At 60.2% G+C, this 16,854-nt stretch carries 13 protein-coding genes; all 13 read right to left on the reverse strand.

Annotated elements, in window-relative coordinates; genetic code table 11:
* Positions 1-5: 5 nt before the first annotated feature.
* Positions 6-1,076, reverse strand: coding sequence for an ABC transporter ATP-binding protein (locus QD336_RS18305; protein WP_499171631.1), 1,071 nt, complete (start codon positions 1,074-1,076; stop codon positions 6-8).
* A 37-nt stretch (positions 1,077-1,113) separates the two neighbouring features.
* Complete coding sequence (locus QD336_RS18310) at positions 1,114-2,637, reverse strand: glycerol-3-phosphate dehydrogenase (protein WP_499171633.1); 1,524 nt, start codon at positions 2,635-2,637, stop codon at positions 1,114-1,116.
* 108 nt (positions 2,638-2,745) lie between these two features.
* Positions 2,746-3,519, reverse strand: a complete 774-nt coding sequence (locus QD336_RS18315) for a DeoR/GlpR family DNA-binding transcription regulator (RefSeq protein ID WP_010973411.1) — start codon at positions 3,517-3,519, stop codon at positions 2,746-2,748.
* 142 nt (positions 3,520-3,661) lie between these two features.
* Positions 3,662-5,140 carry a siroheme synthase CysG gene (cysG, locus tag QD336_RS18320; RefSeq protein WP_499171634.1) on the reverse strand — a complete coding sequence of 493 codons (1,479 nt, stop codon included), beginning with the start codon at positions 5,138-5,140 and terminating at the stop codon, positions 3,662-3,664.
* On the reverse strand, positions 5,112-7,760 hold the full coding sequence (locus tag QD336_RS18325) for a nitrate reductase (RefSeq protein WP_499171636.1): 2,649 nt from the start codon (positions 7,758-7,760) through the stop codon (positions 5,112-5,114). The genes cysG and QD336_RS18325 overlap by 29 nt, the downstream gene beginning before the upstream one ends.
* Positions 7,761-7,860: 100 nt before the next feature.
* Complete coding sequence (nirD, locus tag QD336_RS18330) at positions 7,861-8,196, reverse strand: nitrite reductase small subunit NirD (protein ID WP_003519747.1); 336 nt, start codon at positions 8,194-8,196, stop codon at positions 7,861-7,863.
* A 5-nt stretch (positions 8,197-8,201) separates the two neighbouring features.
* Positions 8,202-10,649, reverse strand: a complete 2,448-nt coding sequence (gene nirB / locus QD336_RS18335) for a nitrite reductase large subunit NirB (protein ID WP_499171637.1) — start codon at positions 10,647-10,649, stop codon at positions 8,202-8,204.
* Between the two features lie 5 nt (positions 10,650-10,654).
* The gene (locus QD336_RS18340) at positions 10,655-11,452 is read right to left on the reverse strand and encodes an ABC transporter ATP-binding protein (protein ID WP_269346376.1); all 798 of its coding nucleotides are present in this window, start codon (positions 11,450-11,452) and stop codon (positions 10,655-10,657) included.
* Between the two features lie 13 nt (positions 11,453-11,465).
* A complete protein-coding gene (gene ntrB / locus QD336_RS18345; protein ID WP_499171639.1) occupies positions 11,466-12,359 on the reverse strand; it encodes a nitrate ABC transporter permease in 894 nt (297 codons plus the stop codon).
* Between the two features lie 115 nt (positions 12,360-12,474).
* Positions 12,475-13,767: a CmpA/NrtA family ABC transporter substrate-binding protein gene (locus QD336_RS18350; protein ID WP_499171640.1), complete on the reverse strand. Its 1,293-nt coding sequence runs from the start codon at positions 13,765-13,767 to the stop codon at positions 12,475-12,477.
* A 380-nt stretch (positions 13,768-14,147) separates the two neighbouring features.
* A complete protein-coding gene (locus QD336_RS18355; protein ID WP_499171642.1) occupies positions 14,148-15,443 on the reverse strand; it encodes a CmpA/NrtA family ABC transporter substrate-binding protein in 1,296 nt (431 codons plus the stop codon).
* 35 nt (positions 15,444-15,478) lie between these two features.
* Positions 15,479-16,066, reverse strand: coding sequence for an ANTAR domain-containing response regulator (locus tag QD336_RS18360; RefSeq protein ID WP_006699921.1), 588 nt, complete (start codon positions 16,064-16,066; stop codon positions 15,479-15,481).
* Positions 16,067-16,167: 101 nt separating this feature from the next.
* Positions 16,168-16,833 carry a GntR family transcriptional regulator gene (locus QD336_RS18365; RefSeq protein ID WP_499171643.1) on the reverse strand — a complete coding sequence of 222 codons (666 nt, stop codon included), beginning with the start codon at positions 16,831-16,833 and terminating at the stop codon, positions 16,168-16,170.
* Between the last annotated feature and the right edge of the window lie 21 nt (positions 16,834-16,854).

A 16,854-nucleotide genomic window follows, 5' to 3' on the forward strand; every position in this document is an offset into this window, starting at 1 on the left:
TCCCCTCAGGCCGCTTCGCCGATGGCGCGACCATTCGCGTCAAAGGCCATCAGGTGTTTTGTATCGAGAAACAGCTCGATATCCCTGTCCGGTTCAATGTCGTGGATGCCATGCGCCAGCATCACCCAGCGCCGGCCGAAAAATTCCACATGCACGAAGCTTTCCGATCCCGCGATTTCCGAAATCAGCGTCCGCGCGCGGATGGATTGCCGTGCCTCGTCCTTCGCATGCGGGAAAAGATGATGCGGCTGGAAGGCAATGGTCAAAGGTCCATCCGGCACGGCGGCAAGATGCGCCGGCACGGCAACCACCGCCTGGTCGGCGCGTGTGAAGGCGTTACCCGTCTTGATGACCTCGATGGTGTTGAGCGGCGGATCGGCAAAGATTTCCGCAGTCACTATATCCACCGGCTGCCGATAGACCTCGATCGTGCGGCTGAACTGCGTCACCCTTCCCTCGTTGAGGGTCGCCGTATTGCCGCCCAGAAGCAGCGCTTCGGAAGGTTCCGTCGTGGCATAAACGAAGATCGCGCCGGACTCTGCGAAGATGCGCGGCAGCTCCTCGCGCAATTCCTCGCGCAGCTTGTAATCGAGATTGGCGAGCGGCTCATCGAGCAGCACCAGATTGGCGTTCTTGACGATGGCGCGGGCAAGCGCCGTGCGCTGCTGCTGGCCACCGGAAAGATTGAGCGGTGTGCGGTCGAGATAGGGCGTCAGCCTCAGAAGCTCGGCGGCCTTCCTCACCTCCCGGTCGATGGTCGACTGGTCCTTGCCGGCAACCCGCATCGGCGAAGCGATATTCTCATAAACGCTCAGCGCCGGGTAATTGATGAACTGCTGGTAGACCATGGCGACGTTGCGCTTCTGCACCGGCCAGCCTGTCACATCCTCACCATTAAAGATGATCGAGCCGCCGCTCGGCTTGTCCAGCCCGGCCATCAGCCGCATCAGCGTCGTCTTGCCCGAAAGCGTCGGTCCAAGCAGGACGTTCAGACTTCCGCGCTGCAACGTCAGATCGGTCGGGTGAATATGATATTCACCACCCACCATCTTCGAGACGTTTCGCAATTCAAGCATGGTGATCCAAAGCCTCCTCCGCTTTTCGATCGGATCGTCAGATTGCCTTCAAGCGTTCACCTGCAATGTCTTCGATATAGCTTTCCAGCCCGCGCACCTCTTCAGAGGTCAGGAAAAGCCCCTGCTTGGTGCGGCGCCACAGAATGTCCTCCGCCGTCAGCGCCCATTCCCGCGCCATCAGCCAGCGAACCTCAGCCTCATAGAGCGTGCCGCCGAAATGCCGGCCCAGCGCAGCCACATCTGCCGCATTGCCGATCATCGCCGCCGCATCCGTGCCATAGCAGCGGACAAGCCGCCTGGCATGACGCTCGTCGAGAAAGGGATAACGCGACCGCAAGGCGGTAACCTCCGCGCCATAGGCCTCGGCACCAAAATTCCCGCCTGGCAGATGTGAACCCGCCGTCCAGGGCTCCCCCTTTTTACCCAATGCATCGCCGATTTTTTCAAGAGCATGTTCGGCAAGCCGCCGATAGGTGGTGAGCTTGCCGCCGAAAATATTGAGAAGCGGCGCCTCGCCCTCCGCCCCTTCTGTTTTCAGCACATAATCGCGGGTCGCCTCCTGTGCCTTCGAAGCGCCGTCATCAAAAAGCGGCCGCACGCCGGAATAGGTCCAGACGATATCGGCCGGCTTCACCGGTTCGGAAAAATATTCGCTCGCCGCGCTGCAGAGATAGCTGATTTCCTCATCGCTGATCTTAACAGCCCGGGGGTCACCGGTATAGTCGCGATCCGTCGTGCCGATCAGGGTAAAGTCCTGTTCATAGGGGATGGCGAAGATGATGCGGCCGTCCGGATTCTGAAAAAAATAGGCGCGCGGATCGGAAAATTTCTTGCGAACGATGATGTGGCTGCCCTGCACGAGGCGGACATTGTGGACATTGTTCTTGCCGAAGGTCGAAGACAGAACCTTGTCGACCCATGGGCCTGCAGCATTCACCAGCATACGCGCCCGGTGGGTCCTGCTTTCGCCGTCCGCATTTTTCGTTTCGACCCACCAGAAGCCGCCTTCGCGCCGTGCGGAAACAACCTGTGTGCGGTTAAGGATCAGGGCACCGCGATTGGCGGCATCGCGGGCGTTCAGCACCACCAGACGGGCATCGTCCACCCAGCCGTCGGAATATTCGAACGCGCGGGCAAAAATCGGCTTCAACGGCTTTCCGGCAGGATCACGGCGCAGGTCGAGCGAGCGGGTGGCCGGCAGAAGCTTGCGGCCGCCGAGGTGATCGTAAAGGAAAAGCCCGAGCCGCACGAGCCAGGCCGGACGCACGCCCCCCTTCTGGAACGGCAGCACGAAGCGCATCGGCCAGATGATGTGCGGCGCCATGGCCCACAGGACCTCGCGTTCCATCAAGGCTTCACGCACGAGGCGGAATTCATAATGTTCGAGATAACGCAAACCGCCATGGATGAGCTTGGTGGCGGCGGATGAGGTGCCGGAGGCAAAATCGTTCATTTCCGCAAGTGCGACGGAATAGCCTCTGCCGACGGCGTCGCGCGCAATGCCGCAGCCATTGATACCGCCGCCGATCACGAAAATATCGTGAATTGCCTCGTCAGACATGCACCCTCCCGTGCTTTCATCGATGCTCTCCTCATCGATATATTGAAAGCACGACCATCTAATTCGAAGACAAAACGAATGTCAAACGAAATTCCGACGCCCCGTGAATCAGGCGTCGCGGGCCTCTGTTTCGATCAACCGGACATCATGATCGGCACAGATGCTGCGGATGGAATCAACCGGACAATGATCGGTAATGAAGGTGTGAACCTGCGAAAGATGGCCTATGCGTACCGGCGCGGTGCGTTCGAATTTCAGCGAATCCGACACCAGAATGACATGGCGGGCATTGGAGATGATCGCCTGCGCCACCTTGACCTCCCGGAAGTCGAAGTCCAGCAGAGCCCCGTCCTCATCGATCGCCGAAACGCCGATGACGGCGAAATCGACCTTGAACTGGCGGATGAAATCCACCGCCGCCTCGCCGACGATACCACCATCGGAGCCCCGGACCACGCCGCCGGCAATCACCACCTCTATGCCCGGAAATACCCTTAACCTGTTGGCGACGTTTATATTATTGGTGATCACCATCAATTCGTGATGGTCCGCCAGCGCTTCGCCCACCGCTTCGGTCGTCGTGCCGATATTGATGAAAAGCGACGAGTTGTTGGGGATGAGAGCAGCGGCAGCGGCCCCGATCGCCTGTTTCTCGACAGAAGCAATCGCCCGGCGCGCCTCGTATTTGACGTTTTCATTGCCGCTCGGGAAAAGCGCGCCGCCATGGATGCGCGTCAGCACCCGCGTATCGCAAAGATCATTGAGGTCCTTGCGGATCGTCTGGGGGGTGACGGAAAACCGCGCCGCCAGCTCATCGACGAGCACCCGCCCGTTCGCTTTCGCCAGCGCAACGATTTCATCCTGACGCGGTGTGAGCAGCATTTCACCCTCCCTCCTCTTTCAAATTTTTCGTTTTATTGAAGAGCGAACGAAAAACCAATGTCAAGGGAGGGTCTTGTGGCGGCAAAAACAACCAACTTGCGGGCACGCGCGAAAGACACGCCCGTACCACCCGATAAACTTATTAGCCGGCTCTTTGAACTGGTGCCGCAACCGACCCCTCAGCACCAAGGCCCGAAACTGCCGGGGATGCGGCACCAAACGCATCACCGATGCCGATCAGCACAGGCTCGTTCGCGCCCAGCCTCTCAATCGCTGCAGCCAATTGCTCGAGCGAACCGCACCAGCGCCGTTCATTTGAACGGCTGACGGAAATCATGATCGCAACGGGCGTTGAGGCAGGCATGCCATGCGCAAGCAGGGAGGATTGAATCCCGGCTGCGGTTCGCCCGCCCATATAAAAGACGGTGGTTATCGAGGGGTTGGAAAGCGATTTCCAGTCGATATTCTCCGGCAGCTTTCCCTGCCGGGAGTGGCCGGTGACGAAGCGAACCGACTGGGCATGATCTCGATGTGTCAGGGAAACACCAAGGCGTGAGGCCATGGCGCTTGCGGCAGTGATGCCGGGCACGATCTCGACCGGGATGTTTTCGGCCTCCAGTGCCGCAATCTCCTCGCCGGCGCGCCCGAAGATCATCGGATCGCCGGATTTCAACCGCACCACCCGTTTGCCGGCCTTGGCAAGACGGATCATCATATCGTTGATGTCTTCCTGTTTGCAGCTTTCCCGGCCGCCACGTTTGCCGACCAGCATGCGCTTGGCTTCCCGCCGCGCCAGTTCCAGCACCTCTGCCGAGACGAGATCGTCGAACAGGATGACGTCCGCCGCCTGCAGGGCGCGCACTGCCTTCAGCGTCAGCAGCTCGGCATCCCCCGGTCCGGCGCCCACCAGCGTCACCCTTCCGCCAGCCGGCTCCCTCCGCGCGGCCTGCGTTGCGATATCCGCAAGCAGCCGCTCTTCGGTGTCCTCATCCAGCCTCTCGGTAAAGGCGCGATCGACGAATTTTTCCCAGAAAGACCGCCGCGCCGGTCCGGGCGCGAGACGTCGATTGGCGCGCTCGCGGATTGTCTGGGCAAGCGCGCCCCAATCTTTCAGCGACAGCGGTAACAATGTCTCGATCCGCCGGCGGATGGCCTGCGCCAAGATGGGGGCGGCGCCATCGGTGGAGATTGACACCACCACCGGCGAGCGATTGACGATGGAGCCGAACTGGAACTGGCAGAATTCCGGCTTGTCTATGACATTGACGGGTACACCGGCCCCCCGTGCGGCGGAATAAAAGGCTTCAGCCTCCACATCCGTTTCGCAATCCGCCAGCGCAAGTTCGGCATTTTCGAATATGCCCGGATGCCAAGGCTGGTCATGGATGTTCAGGCATGAGTTTCTTGCGACAAGAGCCGCAAAGGTCCCCGACAAATCGCCTTTGCTGCAATAGACATGCACCTCCGCCCCGCAGGCCAGCAGAAGTTCCGCCTTCCAGGCAGCGCCTTCCGATCCGCCCGCCAGAACCACACGCTTGCCCTCGAGCCCCCAGAAGACCGGCAGCTTGGCCAGTCTTTCCATGCGGGCCGGTTCATTCCGCTGCGGTTTTAAGGCATCCATCGATGATCCCCCTGATTTCGGCGCGGCAGGAGCCGCAATTGGTTCCGGCGTTCAACGCCTTGCCGATGGCTTCGACACTGTGGCAACCATCACGGATGGCGGCGGTGATCTGGTTCACCCCGACATTAAAGCAGGAGCAGACAGTTGCGCCCGGATCGGCACGGCCGGCACCGGGACGGCCGGCGACCAGCGCAAAACGCATGCGCAAATCCTCGTGGCGCTCGTTCAACTGCGATATCGCCCAGCTGCGGGCAACGGCGACCGGCTCTTTGGCGATAAACAATGCCGCAAGCAGTGTCTCACCATCGAAGAAGGCGAGGCGCAGGTCACCCGTCTGCCGGTCGTTGTAACCAAGCGGCTCGATGCGGACGTCGATGCCGAAAACCTGCCGCGCCCAGAGCGTCCAGTCCTGGGGCTCGCTCTCGAAAGCAAGCTCCATGCGATAGCCGCCATCCGCTTTGGCCATGGCCCAATAGGCACAATCCGGTGCGTTGGGCCGGCTGCGGCAAATGGCAAAACCATAGGCATTCGCTTCGAAACGCCTTGCTTTCACCGCCACGTTTTTCGAAGCGGGCTGACCGGAATGCGGGTCCGTTACCGGCGCGACCACCACATCGATCCGCGCTTTCGAGGCAAACTGATCGTTCCAGTGCATCGGCGCGAAGACCGAGCCGCGCGCCTGCCTTTCGCTTACCAGCGCCCGCAGCAGCACCTTGCCATGCGGGCTTTCCAGCTCCACCAGATCAGCACTTTTTATGCCCAGTGCCTGCGCGTCGCGCGGATGGAGCTCGGCGAAAGGCTCGGCGATATGGGCGGTGAGGCGGGCGCTTTTGCCGGTGCGGGTCATGGTATGCCATTGATCGCGAATGCGGCCGGTATTCAGCGTCAGCGGATAGTCTGCCGATGTCCTGCCTGTCTTCGGCAAGGCGGTGGCGATGAAGCGGGCCTTGCCATCGGCATGGTAAAACCGGCCATCCGCGAAAAAGCGGGTCACTTCAGCCTCGCCGGGGCCGACTTTCGGCCATTGGAAGGGTGCCATCCCATCGTAGGAATTCCCATCGATGCCGCTGATATCGAAATCGCGGCTCCCTGCATTCTCGAAACCGGAAAGAGCCGCATGCTCTGCAAAAATCTCCGATGCCTGACCAAAAGTGAAGGCAGCGTCGAAACCCATGCGCCGGCCCACTTCCGCCATCTGCCACCAGTCGGCCTTCGCTTCGCCGGGCGCATCGAGAAAGCCGCGCTGGCGGGAAATGCGCCGCTCGGAATTGGTGACGGTGCCGTCCTTTTCGCCCCAGCCGAGCGAGGGCAAAAGAACATGGGCGTGGCGGGCGGTATCCGTATCGGCCGTGACATCGGACACAACGACGAAAGGACAGGCCTTGATCGCCGCCTCGACGGCACCGGCATCCGGCATGGATACGACCGGGTTTGTGGCCATGATCCACAGCGCCTTGATACGGCCATCGGCCACCGCCCGGAACATATCCACCGCCTTGAGGCCGGGTTTCTGCGCGATGGCAGGTGAGGCCCAGAAGCGCTGCACGCGGTTGCGATCTTCAGCACTTTCGATGGCCATATGGGCGGCCAGCATGTTCGCCAGCCCGCCGACCTCGCGTCCGCCCATGGCGTTCGGCTGGCCGGTCAGTGAAAACGGCCCCATGCCCGGCCGGCCAATGCGGCCAATGGCGAGATGGCAATTGATGATGGCGTTGACCTTGTCGGTGCCGCTTTCAGACTGATTGACGCCCTGGCTGTAGCAGGTGACGGTCTTTTGCGTGCGCTCGAACAATTCGTAAAAGGAGATAAGCTCCGCAAGCGTCAGGCCGGTCGCCTCGGCGATCTCCGGCAGGCTGTGCTCGCTTGCGGCCCACATCGCGGTTTCAAAACCGGCCGTGTGGCTTTCGACATAAGCGCGGTCTATCGCACTACCGCCCGAGAGATGCGCCAGCAGGCCGGTAAACAGCGCCACGTCTCCATCCGGGCGGATAGCAAGGTGCATATCGGCAATATCAGCGCTCATCGTCCGGCGCGGATCGATGACGACCACCTTCATCTCCGGCCGCGCGGCCTTGGCTGCGGCAAGACGTTGATAGAGAACGGGGTGACACCATGCGAGGTTGGAACCGGTGAGGATCACCAGATCGGCAAGCTCCATATCCTCATAAGTTCCCGGCACCGTATCCGCCCCGAAGGCGCGGCGGTGGCCGGCGACGGAGGACGACATGCAGAGCCTTGAATTGGTATCTATATTGGCCGAGCCGATGAAACCCTTCATCAGCTTGTTCGCCAGATAATAATCTTCCGTCAGCAATTGGCCGGAGACGTAAAAGGCGACTGAATCCGGGCCGTGTTCGGCAATTGCCTCGGAAAACCGGGAAGCGACGAGATCGAGCGCTTCATCCCATGCCACCCGGCGGCCGGCGATTTCCGGGTGGAGGAGGCGACCGTCGAGATCGGTGGTTTCCGCCAGAGCCGAACCTCTGGAACACAGGCGGCCAAAATTGGCGGGGTGGTCTTGATCGCCCCTGACGGAAACGACGCCATTATCGTTAACGGTAGCGATAACCCCGCAGCCTACGCCGCAGTAGGGACAGGTGGTTTTTGTTTCAGCGGGCATGGGCTTGCCCTCTCAGTCTGCGGCTTTTGATCTCCCCCCTTGTGGGGGAGATGTCCGGCAGGACAGAGGGGGGTATCTTCGCCATCGCCGCCATCGCAATTCACTCCGCCGCAATCATCAAAGTTTCAAGCGCGATGGAAAGCCGTCCATCCAGATTGCGCACCGGAATGGTCCGCACCTCGCCCTCGTCTGCCCCCAGCGCCTTGCCGGTCTCCAGCGAAATGACCCAATTATGCAGCGGACACGTCACCGAAGCCCCATGCACGATACCCTGGCTCAGCGGCCCACCCTTATGCGGGCAATGGTCCTCGATGGCGAAAACCTGATTTTCCGCCGTGCGGAACACGGCGATCTTGCCCATCGGCGTCTTCACGCAACGCGCTCCGCGCAGCGGAATATCGGAGATGTCGCCAATATCGATCCAGTTGCTGTCCATCGTTCTCACTCCGCTGCCTGATTGAAACCGATTGCCGCCATGGGCCTGAATTCATGCTTGTCGTGGCCGGAGACACGTTCCGACCAGGGATCGACCTGCGCGAATTTCTGGCTGAAGACGAAGCGGTCGAAATAGGCCTTGCGCTTTTCGGCATCGTCCATGATCTGGCGGCGGACTTCGTCGTAACCGATGCGCTTGGCCCATTTGTAGATGCGCTCAAGATACCGCGCCTGTTCACGATACATCTGGGTCAGCGCCACGATATGCTCCAGCGCCTCGTCCTCGGTATGGACAAGACCCAGAACTTCCGTGCCCTTGATATCGAGACCGGCGGCACCGGCGAAATGGATCTCGAAACCGGAATCGACGCAGATGACACCGATATCCTTGCAGGTGGCCTCCGCGCAGTTGCGTGGACAGCCGGAAACGGCAAGCTTCAGCTTGGCGGGCGTCCATGAGCCCCACATGAATTTTTCGATGCGGATGCCGAGGCCGGTGGAATCCTGCGTGCCGAAGCGGCACCATTGCTGGCCGACACACGTCTTTACCGTGCGCAACCCCTTGGCATAGGCCTGCCCGGAGATGAAACCGGCCTTGCCGAGATCGGCCCAGACGGCGGGCAGATCCTCTTTTTCGATGCCGAGAAGATCGATGCGCTGGCCGCCGGTCACCTTCACCATCGGGATATCGAACTTGTCGACCACATCCGCAATTGCCCGAAGTTCGGAGGAGGAGGTGACCCCGCCCCACATGCGCGGCACGACGGAATAGGTACCGTCCTTCTGGATATTGGCGTGGACGCGCTCATTGATGTAACGCGACTGGTAATCGTCGGCATATTCGTCGGGGAAATCGCAGACGAGGTAATAATTGAGCGCCGGCCGGCACTTGGCGCAGCCGCAGGAGGTCTTCCATTCCAGTTCCTGCATTACCGCGGGAATGGTTTTCAGGCCCTTGGCCTTGATGAGACGGCGCACATCGTCATGGCCGAGATCGGTGCATTTGCACATGGGCTGCACGGCGGCGGGGTTGTAGCTGTCGCCCAGCGTCAGCGTCATCAGCTGCTCGACAAGGCCGGTGCAATTGCCGCAGGAGGCGGACGCCTTGGTGTGGGCGCGCACATCATCCAGCGAGGTCAGCCCCTTGGAGGTGATAACCGAGGTGATCTTACCCTTGCAAACGCCGTTGCAGCCGCAGATTTCCGCATCATCCGGCAAGGCTGCAACGGCCGCCATAGGGTCCAGCGGTGACCCTCCCTGATAGGCCTGGCCGAAGATCAGGGTTTCGCGCATGGCGGAAATATCGGTCGATTTCTTCATCAGATCGAAGAACCACGATCCGTCCGCCGTCTCACCGTAAAGCACCGCGCCGATGATACGATTTTCCTTGAGGATCAGGCGCTTGTAGACACCGGCGGTGGCGTCGCGCAGCACGATTTCTTCGCGGTCGTCACCCTCCGCGAAATCACCGGCGGAAAAAAGGTTGATGCCGGTGACCTTCAGCTTCGTATTGGTGACGGAGCCGTGATATTCGGCCGAACCGCCGCAAAGCCGGTCGGCGAGCACGCGGGCCGATTCATAAAGTGGCGCGACCAGCCCATAACACATGCCACGATGCTCGGCGCATTCGCCGAGCGCGTAAATCGAAGCGTCGGACGTCATCATGCCGTCATCCACGACGATGCCGCGATTGACGGCGATGCCGGCTTCCTTTGCGAGACCGGAAGCGGGACGGATGCCGACCGCCATCACCACCATATCGCCCCTGATAACGCGGCCGTCTTCCAGCTCTATGCCTTCGACCTTATCTTCACCGAGGATGCATTTGGTGTTGGCCTTGGTGATGATGTCGATGCCACGCTCGTTCAGCGCCTTTTCCAGGAGATAGGCCGCTGCCGGATCGAGCTGACGCTCCATGATCGTCGGCATCAGGTGGATGACGGTGACATCCATGCCCTGACGCTTGAGGCCATAGGCCGCTTCCAGCCCAAGAAGACCGGCGCCGATGACGATGGCGCGGCCTTTCCCCTCGGCGATTTCGAGCATCTTCGTGACGTCGTCGAGATCGCGATAGGCGAGTACGCCAGACAATTGATGGCCGGGAACGGGGATGATGAAGGGCAAGGAGCCGGTAGCGATCACCAGTTTGTCGTAGGAAACCGTGATGCCGTTTTCGCTGGTGACGGTCTTTTTGTCCCGGTCGATGCCGGTGACCTTCGCGCCCTTGTGCAAGGTCACATTATTGGCCACGTACCATTCGTCATTATGAATGACGATGTCCTCATAGCTCTTTTCACCGGAGAGCACCGGCGAGAGCATGATGCGGTCGTAATTGACGCGCGGCTCGGCATTAAAAATGGTGACGTCGTAAAGACCGGGGGCGGTTTCGAACAGGTTTTCCAGCATGCGCCCCGGCGCCATGCCATTACCGATGATGACGAGTTTTTGCGTCATGGTCGTTACTCCGCAGCTTCGACAAAGCGGTGACGTTCGTAAAGGAACTTCAGCACGGCCTCGCGGCATTTGAGGTAGGTCTTGTCGGATGCGAGCTCGATACGGTTGCGCGGGCGAGCCAGCGACACATCAAGCACTTCGCCGATATGGGCGGCGGGGCCGTTGGTCATCATCACGATGCGGTCCGAGAGCAGCACCGCCTCGTCGACATCATGGGTGATCATGACCATGGTGTTGCCGAGCCGGGCGTGAATTTCCATCACGGCGTCCTGAAGATGGGCGCGGGTCAGGGCGTCGAGCGCACCGAAAGGCTCATCCAGCAGCAGGATTTTCGGCTCCATCGCGAGCGCCCGGGCAATGCCGACACGCTGCTTCATGCCGCCGGAAATTTCGGACGGCTTTTTGTCCTTGGCATGGGCCATCTGCACGAGGTCGAGATTGCGCATCACCCAGTCGTGCCGCTCAGTCCGGGTCTTGGTGTTGCGAAACACCTTGTCGACGGCGAGATTGACGTTTTCATAGACCGAAAGCCATGGCAGCAGGCTGTGGTTCTGGAACACGACGGCTCGCTCCGGACCCGGCTCGTTGACCTCGCGGTTTTCGAGAAGCACGGCACCGGCCGAAACCTTCGTCAAACCGGCGATGAGGTTGAGCATGGTGGACTTGCCACAGCCGGAATGGCCAATGACGGAGACGAATTCGCCTTTTTCGATGGTGAGGTTGATGCCTTTCAGCACCTCAGCGCGCGAACCGCCCTTGTCGAAATATTTGTCGATATGATCGAGCTTCAGATAAGCGTTCATGATGGTCGCCCTCTCAGTTGGCCGCAGCGCCGCGGGTGATGACCTTGCCAAGCGCCGCCACCAGCTTGTCGAGCATGAAGCCGACGACGCCGATGTAGGCGAGTGCCACGATGATGTCTGGCAGGCGCGAGGAGTTCCACGCATCCCAGATGAAGAAGCCGATGCCGACACCGCCGGTCAGCATTTCCGCCGCGACGATGGCGAGCCAGGAAAGGCCGACACCGATGCGCAGACCGGTGAAGATGTAGGGGGCTGCCGATGGCAGCATGATCTTGAAGAAGAATTCGAGCTGGTTGAGCCGCAGCACCTTCGCCACGTTGCGGTAATCCTGTGGAATGTTGCGCACACCGACCGCCGTATTGATGATGACCGGCCAGATGGAGGTGATGAAGATTACGAAAATGGCGGAAGGGTTGCTGTCCTGAAATGCGGCCAGCGAAAGCGGCAGCCAGGCGAGCGGCGGCACGGTGCGCAGCACCTGGAAGATCGGATCGAGACCGCGCATCGCCCAGACCGACTGGCCGATCACCGCGCCGAGCACGATGCCGGCGATGGCAGCGAGGCCGAAACCGTAAGCCACCCGTTCGAGCGACACCAGCACACGCAGACCAAGCCCGATATCCTGCGAACCATTATGGAAAAACGGCGATACGATGAGATCGTAGCTTTCCTCGAAAACCTGGCTCGGCGGCGGCAGGGATGCGCCGGGGGCGGAACAGAGCAACTGCCAGATACCGAGCAGGATGGCGAGGACAACCAATGGCGGGATGACATTGCGCGCGGCAGCGGCGCCCCATTTACGCGGGTCGATCTGCGATGCGGGTTTCGGTGCAAGCGCCACGACGTTTGCCTTCTGCGCCACCGGCTGCTGCGGCTCTTCCTTGAATTTTCGGGCCAATGCGGACATGGGCATTTCCTCTTGATTTCGGTTGCGGTCTGGGGCTCGCCCCTCATCCGGTCTTCAGTCTCGGCTGTTGACCGGCAGGCGCTGGCGGATGAAGGGCGACCCCCGGGTCTCCTCCTCAGGAGGCCGCCTTGATGGACAGGCTTTCGAGATAAGCCGACGGGTTTTCAGGGTCGAAGACCTTGCCGTCGAAGAAGGTTTCCTTGCCGCGCGAGGTGGAGGCGGGAAGATCGGCAACGCCGAGATCCTTGGCCGCCGCGCGCCAGATATCCTCGCGGTTCACCTTCTCCACCAGCGCCTTCACATCGGTGTCAGAGGCAAATTTACCCCAGCGGATGTTTTCGGTGATGAACCAGCTGTCGTGGCTACGGAAAGGATAGGAAGCGTGGTCCTGCCAGAACTTCATCTGCAGGCCGGTATTTTCCAGCACGCGGCCGTTGCCGTAATTGATATTGCCCTTGAGGCGGCCAAGAACATCCTTCGGCGGCACGTTGAACCATTGGCGTTTGCCGAGAATGGTGGACATCTCCTCCTTGTTCGCCATCTCGTCGCACCATTGCTGCGCTTCCATGACGGCCATCAGCAGCGCCTTGGTGGCGTTGGGGTTCTTTTCCACCCAGTCGGCGCGCATGCCGAGCGCCTTTTCCGGATGGCCCTTCCAGAGTTCGCCGGTGGTACAGGCGGTAAAACCGATGCCCTGATTGACGAGCTGCTCGTTCCACGGCTCGCCGACACAGAAGACGTCCATATTGCCGACCTTCATGTTGGCGACCATCTGCGGCGGCGGAACGACGATGGTGGAAACATCCTTGTCGGGATCGATGCCACCGGCGGCGAGCCAATAACGGATCCACAGATCATGCGTGCCGCCGGGGAAGGTCATGGCAGCCTTGATTTCCTTGCCTTCGGCCTTCTTCTTCTCGAAAGCCGCCTTCAGCCTGGAAGCATCGAGCTGGACGCCGGTCTCTGCATATTCCTTGGCGACGGAAATGCCCTGGCTGTCGAGATTGAGGCGGGCGAGGATTGTCATCGGCACCGGCACATTGTTCTGAGTCACCTTGCCGGTATGCATGAGATAGGGCATCGGCGTCAGGATATGCGCGCCATCGATGCCGTTCGATGCACCGCCCAGTACGAGATTGTCGCGCGTCGCACCCCAGGAGGCCTGTTTCAGAACCTCGACGTCAGGCATGCCGTGCTTGGCGAAAAGTCCCTTCTCGGCCGCGATGATGAGCGGCGCGGCGTCGGTGAGCGCAATGAAACCGATTTTTGCACCCTTCACTTCCGGCTCGGCAGTGGCTGCGAAAGCGCCCGACGGAAAGGCCGTGCGCACGGCGCTGACGAGGGCTGCGGTGGCTGTCGTCTTCAGTATCGTGCGGCGGCTGACAGCGCCGGAGAATATCTTTTTCATTCGCATGTTCCCCTTATTGGGCCACCTCTGCGGGTGACGTTTTCGCTTGCGAAAAAACCTGAAAATAAAAAAACGCCGCTCGGTGTTTGCACCGGCGGAACGGGAGGTGTTCCGGGCAGCAAAACCTTGCGACGTCTGTGTCTTCTGAAGGCGCCTATGCCGCGCCCTGCTTGCTCCGATCGCCGTTGACCGGTGCAAACAGGAAGAAGCAAGAGCCGTGCCAGTTTATAAAATAAAGTATAAGATATTGAAAATAGATGGTAATTTACGAAAACAAAATACGTGATTAAATTTTAATCAGCGATTTTTTTGTCTTCCGTTTGTGCAAACTGGAAAAATTCACGCTTGAAATTTGCGCAGCCTGCGAAGTGGGAAGCCAATCATGCCTCTCCCGAAGCGGGGGAAACCGGCGCGGATGTGCGCACGGAAAAGCCGTTCACATAGCCCTCGATGTCAGCAGGGTTGAAGACCATACCATCCACGAAACGGTCTCCCCCTTCCTGCCCTTCGATGCGGATATCGGCATCGTCAGGCGCTTTCCCGTCGCCCAATGCCGCCCGATAAATATCCGGGCGATAGGCGGAAAGAGCGGCATCTACGCCCGCCTGAGACAGTTCCGCCTGCCCCCAGCGGACCATCTGGCTATAAATCCACAATGCCTGACTTTGCCGGGGATAATTGGCATGGTCGCCATGGAAGGTGAAATATTTGTCGATCACACGTCGGTTACCCTGACTGTCGATGCTGAATTCACCGGCAAGTACATGACGGATGATGCTTTCCGGCGCGCCAATATAACGAGAGTCGGCCAACGCCCGGCTCAACGCATCGTGGTTGTCCGCCAGGTCGCACCAGCGGGCGGCGGCGTCGAGCGCTGTCAGCAGCCGGCCGACCGTTTCCTGCTGACTTTCCGCCCATTCGGGTCGCATGCCGATGACCTTTTCCGGTGCGGAAGGCCACAAATCCTGCTTGGCCGCCACAATCCGGCCAACGCCACGCTCGGCGGCGACGATGTTCCACGGCGCACCGACACAGAAACCATCGATGGCCCCCGCAGCGAGCGCATCCGAGGTCAAGGGCGGCGGCACCACCACCAGCTTGACGTCATGATCTGGATGAATGCCGCCGGCAGCAAGCCAATAACGGAATTCGTAATTATGCGAGGAAAACGGATAGGTCATACCAAGCGTCGGCGGCGGTTCGCCACGCGCCCGCATATCATCGAGCACCCGCTTCAAGGCCTTGGCATTTTCGAGCGCTCCCGCCACCTCGGAAAGCCCGGTCAAGGCCTTCATGCGGGCAAAGAGACGGGTCGAAAGCGTAATCGCGTTGCCGCCGCGTCCAAGCGAAAAGGGCGTGATCGTCGGCGACGGATTGGAGCCGAGCCCAAGCATGGAGGCGACCGGCATGGGCGACAGCATATGGGCGATATCGAATTGCCGGAAGGCCAGCCGGTCGCGCACATTCGCCCACGAAACATCCTTGACGAGATCGAGCACCAGTCCTTCGCGTTCGGCAAAACCGAATTCGGCGGCGGCAATCAAAACGGATGCATCGACAAGCGGGATAAAACCGGCGCGCAGGATTTTCTGTCGGTCGCTACCCACCAGCGTGGGTGCGCCGAGGGCCGACGTTGCCGCGCTTCCCGATCCAGCCGTTTTTTCCGGTACCGCCATATCCTACACTCCACACTGTCCGACCGGGGGGTTCGTCACATCAACAGACCGGCCGCGGTGACCACGCTTTGCGCGATCTCGGAAATCTTCTTTTTCTCGTTCATCGCCGTCTGCCGCAGAAGCGCAAAGGCTTCCTCTTCGGAAAGGCCGCGCATCTTCATCAAGATGCCCTTGGCCCGCTCGATGACCTTGCGTTCCTCCAGCGCCGATTTGGCATCGGCAAGTTCCCGCTGCAGGCGGCTGAAGGCATTAAAGCGGCTGACCGCCATATCGAGAATGGGTTTCACCCGCTCCTTCTTCAGCCCGTCCACCACATAAGCCGACACTCCCGCCTCGACGGCCGCCTCGATGGAGGCGGTATCGGAACGATCGACGAACATGGCGATGGGGCGACCGACCGTGCGGGTCAGCTGGAACAGATGCTCCATCATGTCACGGTTGGGATTTTCGAGATCGATGAAAATGACGTCGGGCTGCAGCGTCTCGATGGTGCGCGCCACCCCGTTCACCTCATGGATAACAGTGACGCGCTGATAGCCGGCCTCGCGCAGCCCCTCCTCGATAATGGAGGCGCGGATCGCGTTTTCGTCTATGACAAGAATGGTCAGGTCGCGAAGCGTCATGTCAGCATTGATGACGCAGCGCAGCAAACTTGGCAATCGCCTGAGCGGGCAAAAATGGAGCGGAGCGGCAAGGGAGGTTTTCCCACCTGCCGCCCGTCATATCAGGATGCGTGTTCGACGGCGCGCTCAAGTGCCTTCAGGACCGTGCGCTCGGAAAGATTGAGATAGATTTCCATCTCGTCGCCCGCTTCCTGCGCCTTGCCTTCCTCCATCAGCGACAGGATCTTGCTGTTCATGTCGACAAAGGGGGAATGAAGCTGTTCAGGATCTTTCAAGAGCCCGAAACAAAGCCTGAGTTCGGCGGCGATGCGTTCGTAAAAATCGCTGAGCCGGGCGCTGTCGAGGAGATCGACCACCGCCGCATGAAATTTCATGTTGGCGCTGCCCACACCCAGCCAATCGGCAACCTCGCGCTTGACCTTGGCATCCTCGACGGCTGCACGCATCGCCTTTATGGCGGGGTGCTTGTGCCAGGCCTGACGCAGCGCGCCGCATTCCACCATGCGCCGCACACGGTAGATATCGATGACCGAAGACATGGTGGGCACGGCGACGAACACGCCGCGATTGGCCTCGTGGCGCAACAGGCCATCCTTGGTCAAAAGCCGGAAGGCTTCGCGCAGCGAATTGCGGGAGACGTCGAAACGTTCGCTGAAGGCTGCCTCTGAAAGGCGCTGCCCCGGCGCCAGCTCGCCGGAGATCAGCAGGGTGCGGATACCCTTGGCCAATCGATCCGCAAGCGGCAGACCCTCTATCGTTTCCGTCATGGCGCTCCTTTCTTAAGAGCA

It is taken from the genome of Rhizobium sp. BR 250, assembly GCF_047445855.1.
Lineage (GTDB): Bacteria > Pseudomonadota > Alphaproteobacteria > Rhizobiales > Rhizobiaceae > Agrobacterium > Agrobacterium tumefaciens_I.

What these genes read in the sequence shown, in the direction of transcription:
- QD336_RS18310 (WP_499171633.1), bottom strand. Translation starts at nt 2,637, where the DNA reads ATGTCTGACGAGGCAATTCACGATATTTTCGTGATCGGCGGCGGTATC.
- QD336_RS18355 (WP_499171642.1), bottom strand. Translation starts at nt 15,443, where the DNA reads ATGGCGGTACCGGAAAAAACGGCTGGATCGGGAAGCGCGGCAACGTCG.
- nirD (WP_003519747.1), bottom strand. Translation starts at nt 8,196, where the DNA reads ATGGACAGCAACTGGATCGATATTGGCGACATCTCCGATATTCCGCTG.
- cysG (WP_499171634.1), bottom strand. Translation starts at nt 5,140, where the DNA reads ATGGATGCCTTAAAACCGCAGCGGAATGAACCGGCCCGCATGGAAAGA.
- QD336_RS18360 (WP_006699921.1), bottom strand. Translation starts at nt 16,066, where the DNA reads ATGACGCTTCGCGACCTGACCATTCTTGTCATAGACGAAAACGCGATC.
- QD336_RS18350 (WP_499171640.1), bottom strand. Translation starts at nt 13,767, where the DNA reads ATGAAAAAGATATTCTCCGGCGCTGTCAGCCGCCGCACGATACTGAAG.
- QD336_RS18365 (WP_499171643.1), bottom strand. Translation starts at nt 16,833, where the DNA reads ATGACGGAAACGATAGAGGGTCTGCCGCTTGCGGATCGATTGGCCAAG.
- ntrB (WP_499171639.1), bottom strand. Translation starts at nt 12,359, where the DNA reads ATGTCCGCATTGGCCCGAAAATTCAAGGAAGAGCCGCAGCAGCCGGTG.
- QD336_RS18315 (WP_010973411.1), bottom strand. Translation starts at nt 3,519, where the DNA reads ATGCTGCTCACACCGCGTCAGGATGAAATCGTTGCGCTGGCGAAAGCG.
- nirB (WP_499171637.1), bottom strand. Translation starts at nt 10,649, where the DNA reads ATGACGCAAAAACTCGTCATCATCGGTAATGGCATGGCGCCGGGGCGC.
- QD336_RS18305 (WP_499171631.1), bottom strand. Translation starts at nt 1,076, where the DNA reads ATGCTTGAATTGCGAAACGTCTCGAAGATGGTGGGTGGTGAATATCAT.
- QD336_RS18340 (WP_269346376.1), bottom strand. Translation starts at nt 11,452, where the DNA reads ATGAACGCTTATCTGAAGCTCGATCATATCGACAAATATTTCGACAAG.
- QD336_RS18325 (WP_499171636.1), bottom strand. Translation starts at nt 7,760, where the DNA reads ATGCCCGCTGAAACAAAAACCACCTGTCCCTACTGCGGCGTAGGCTGC.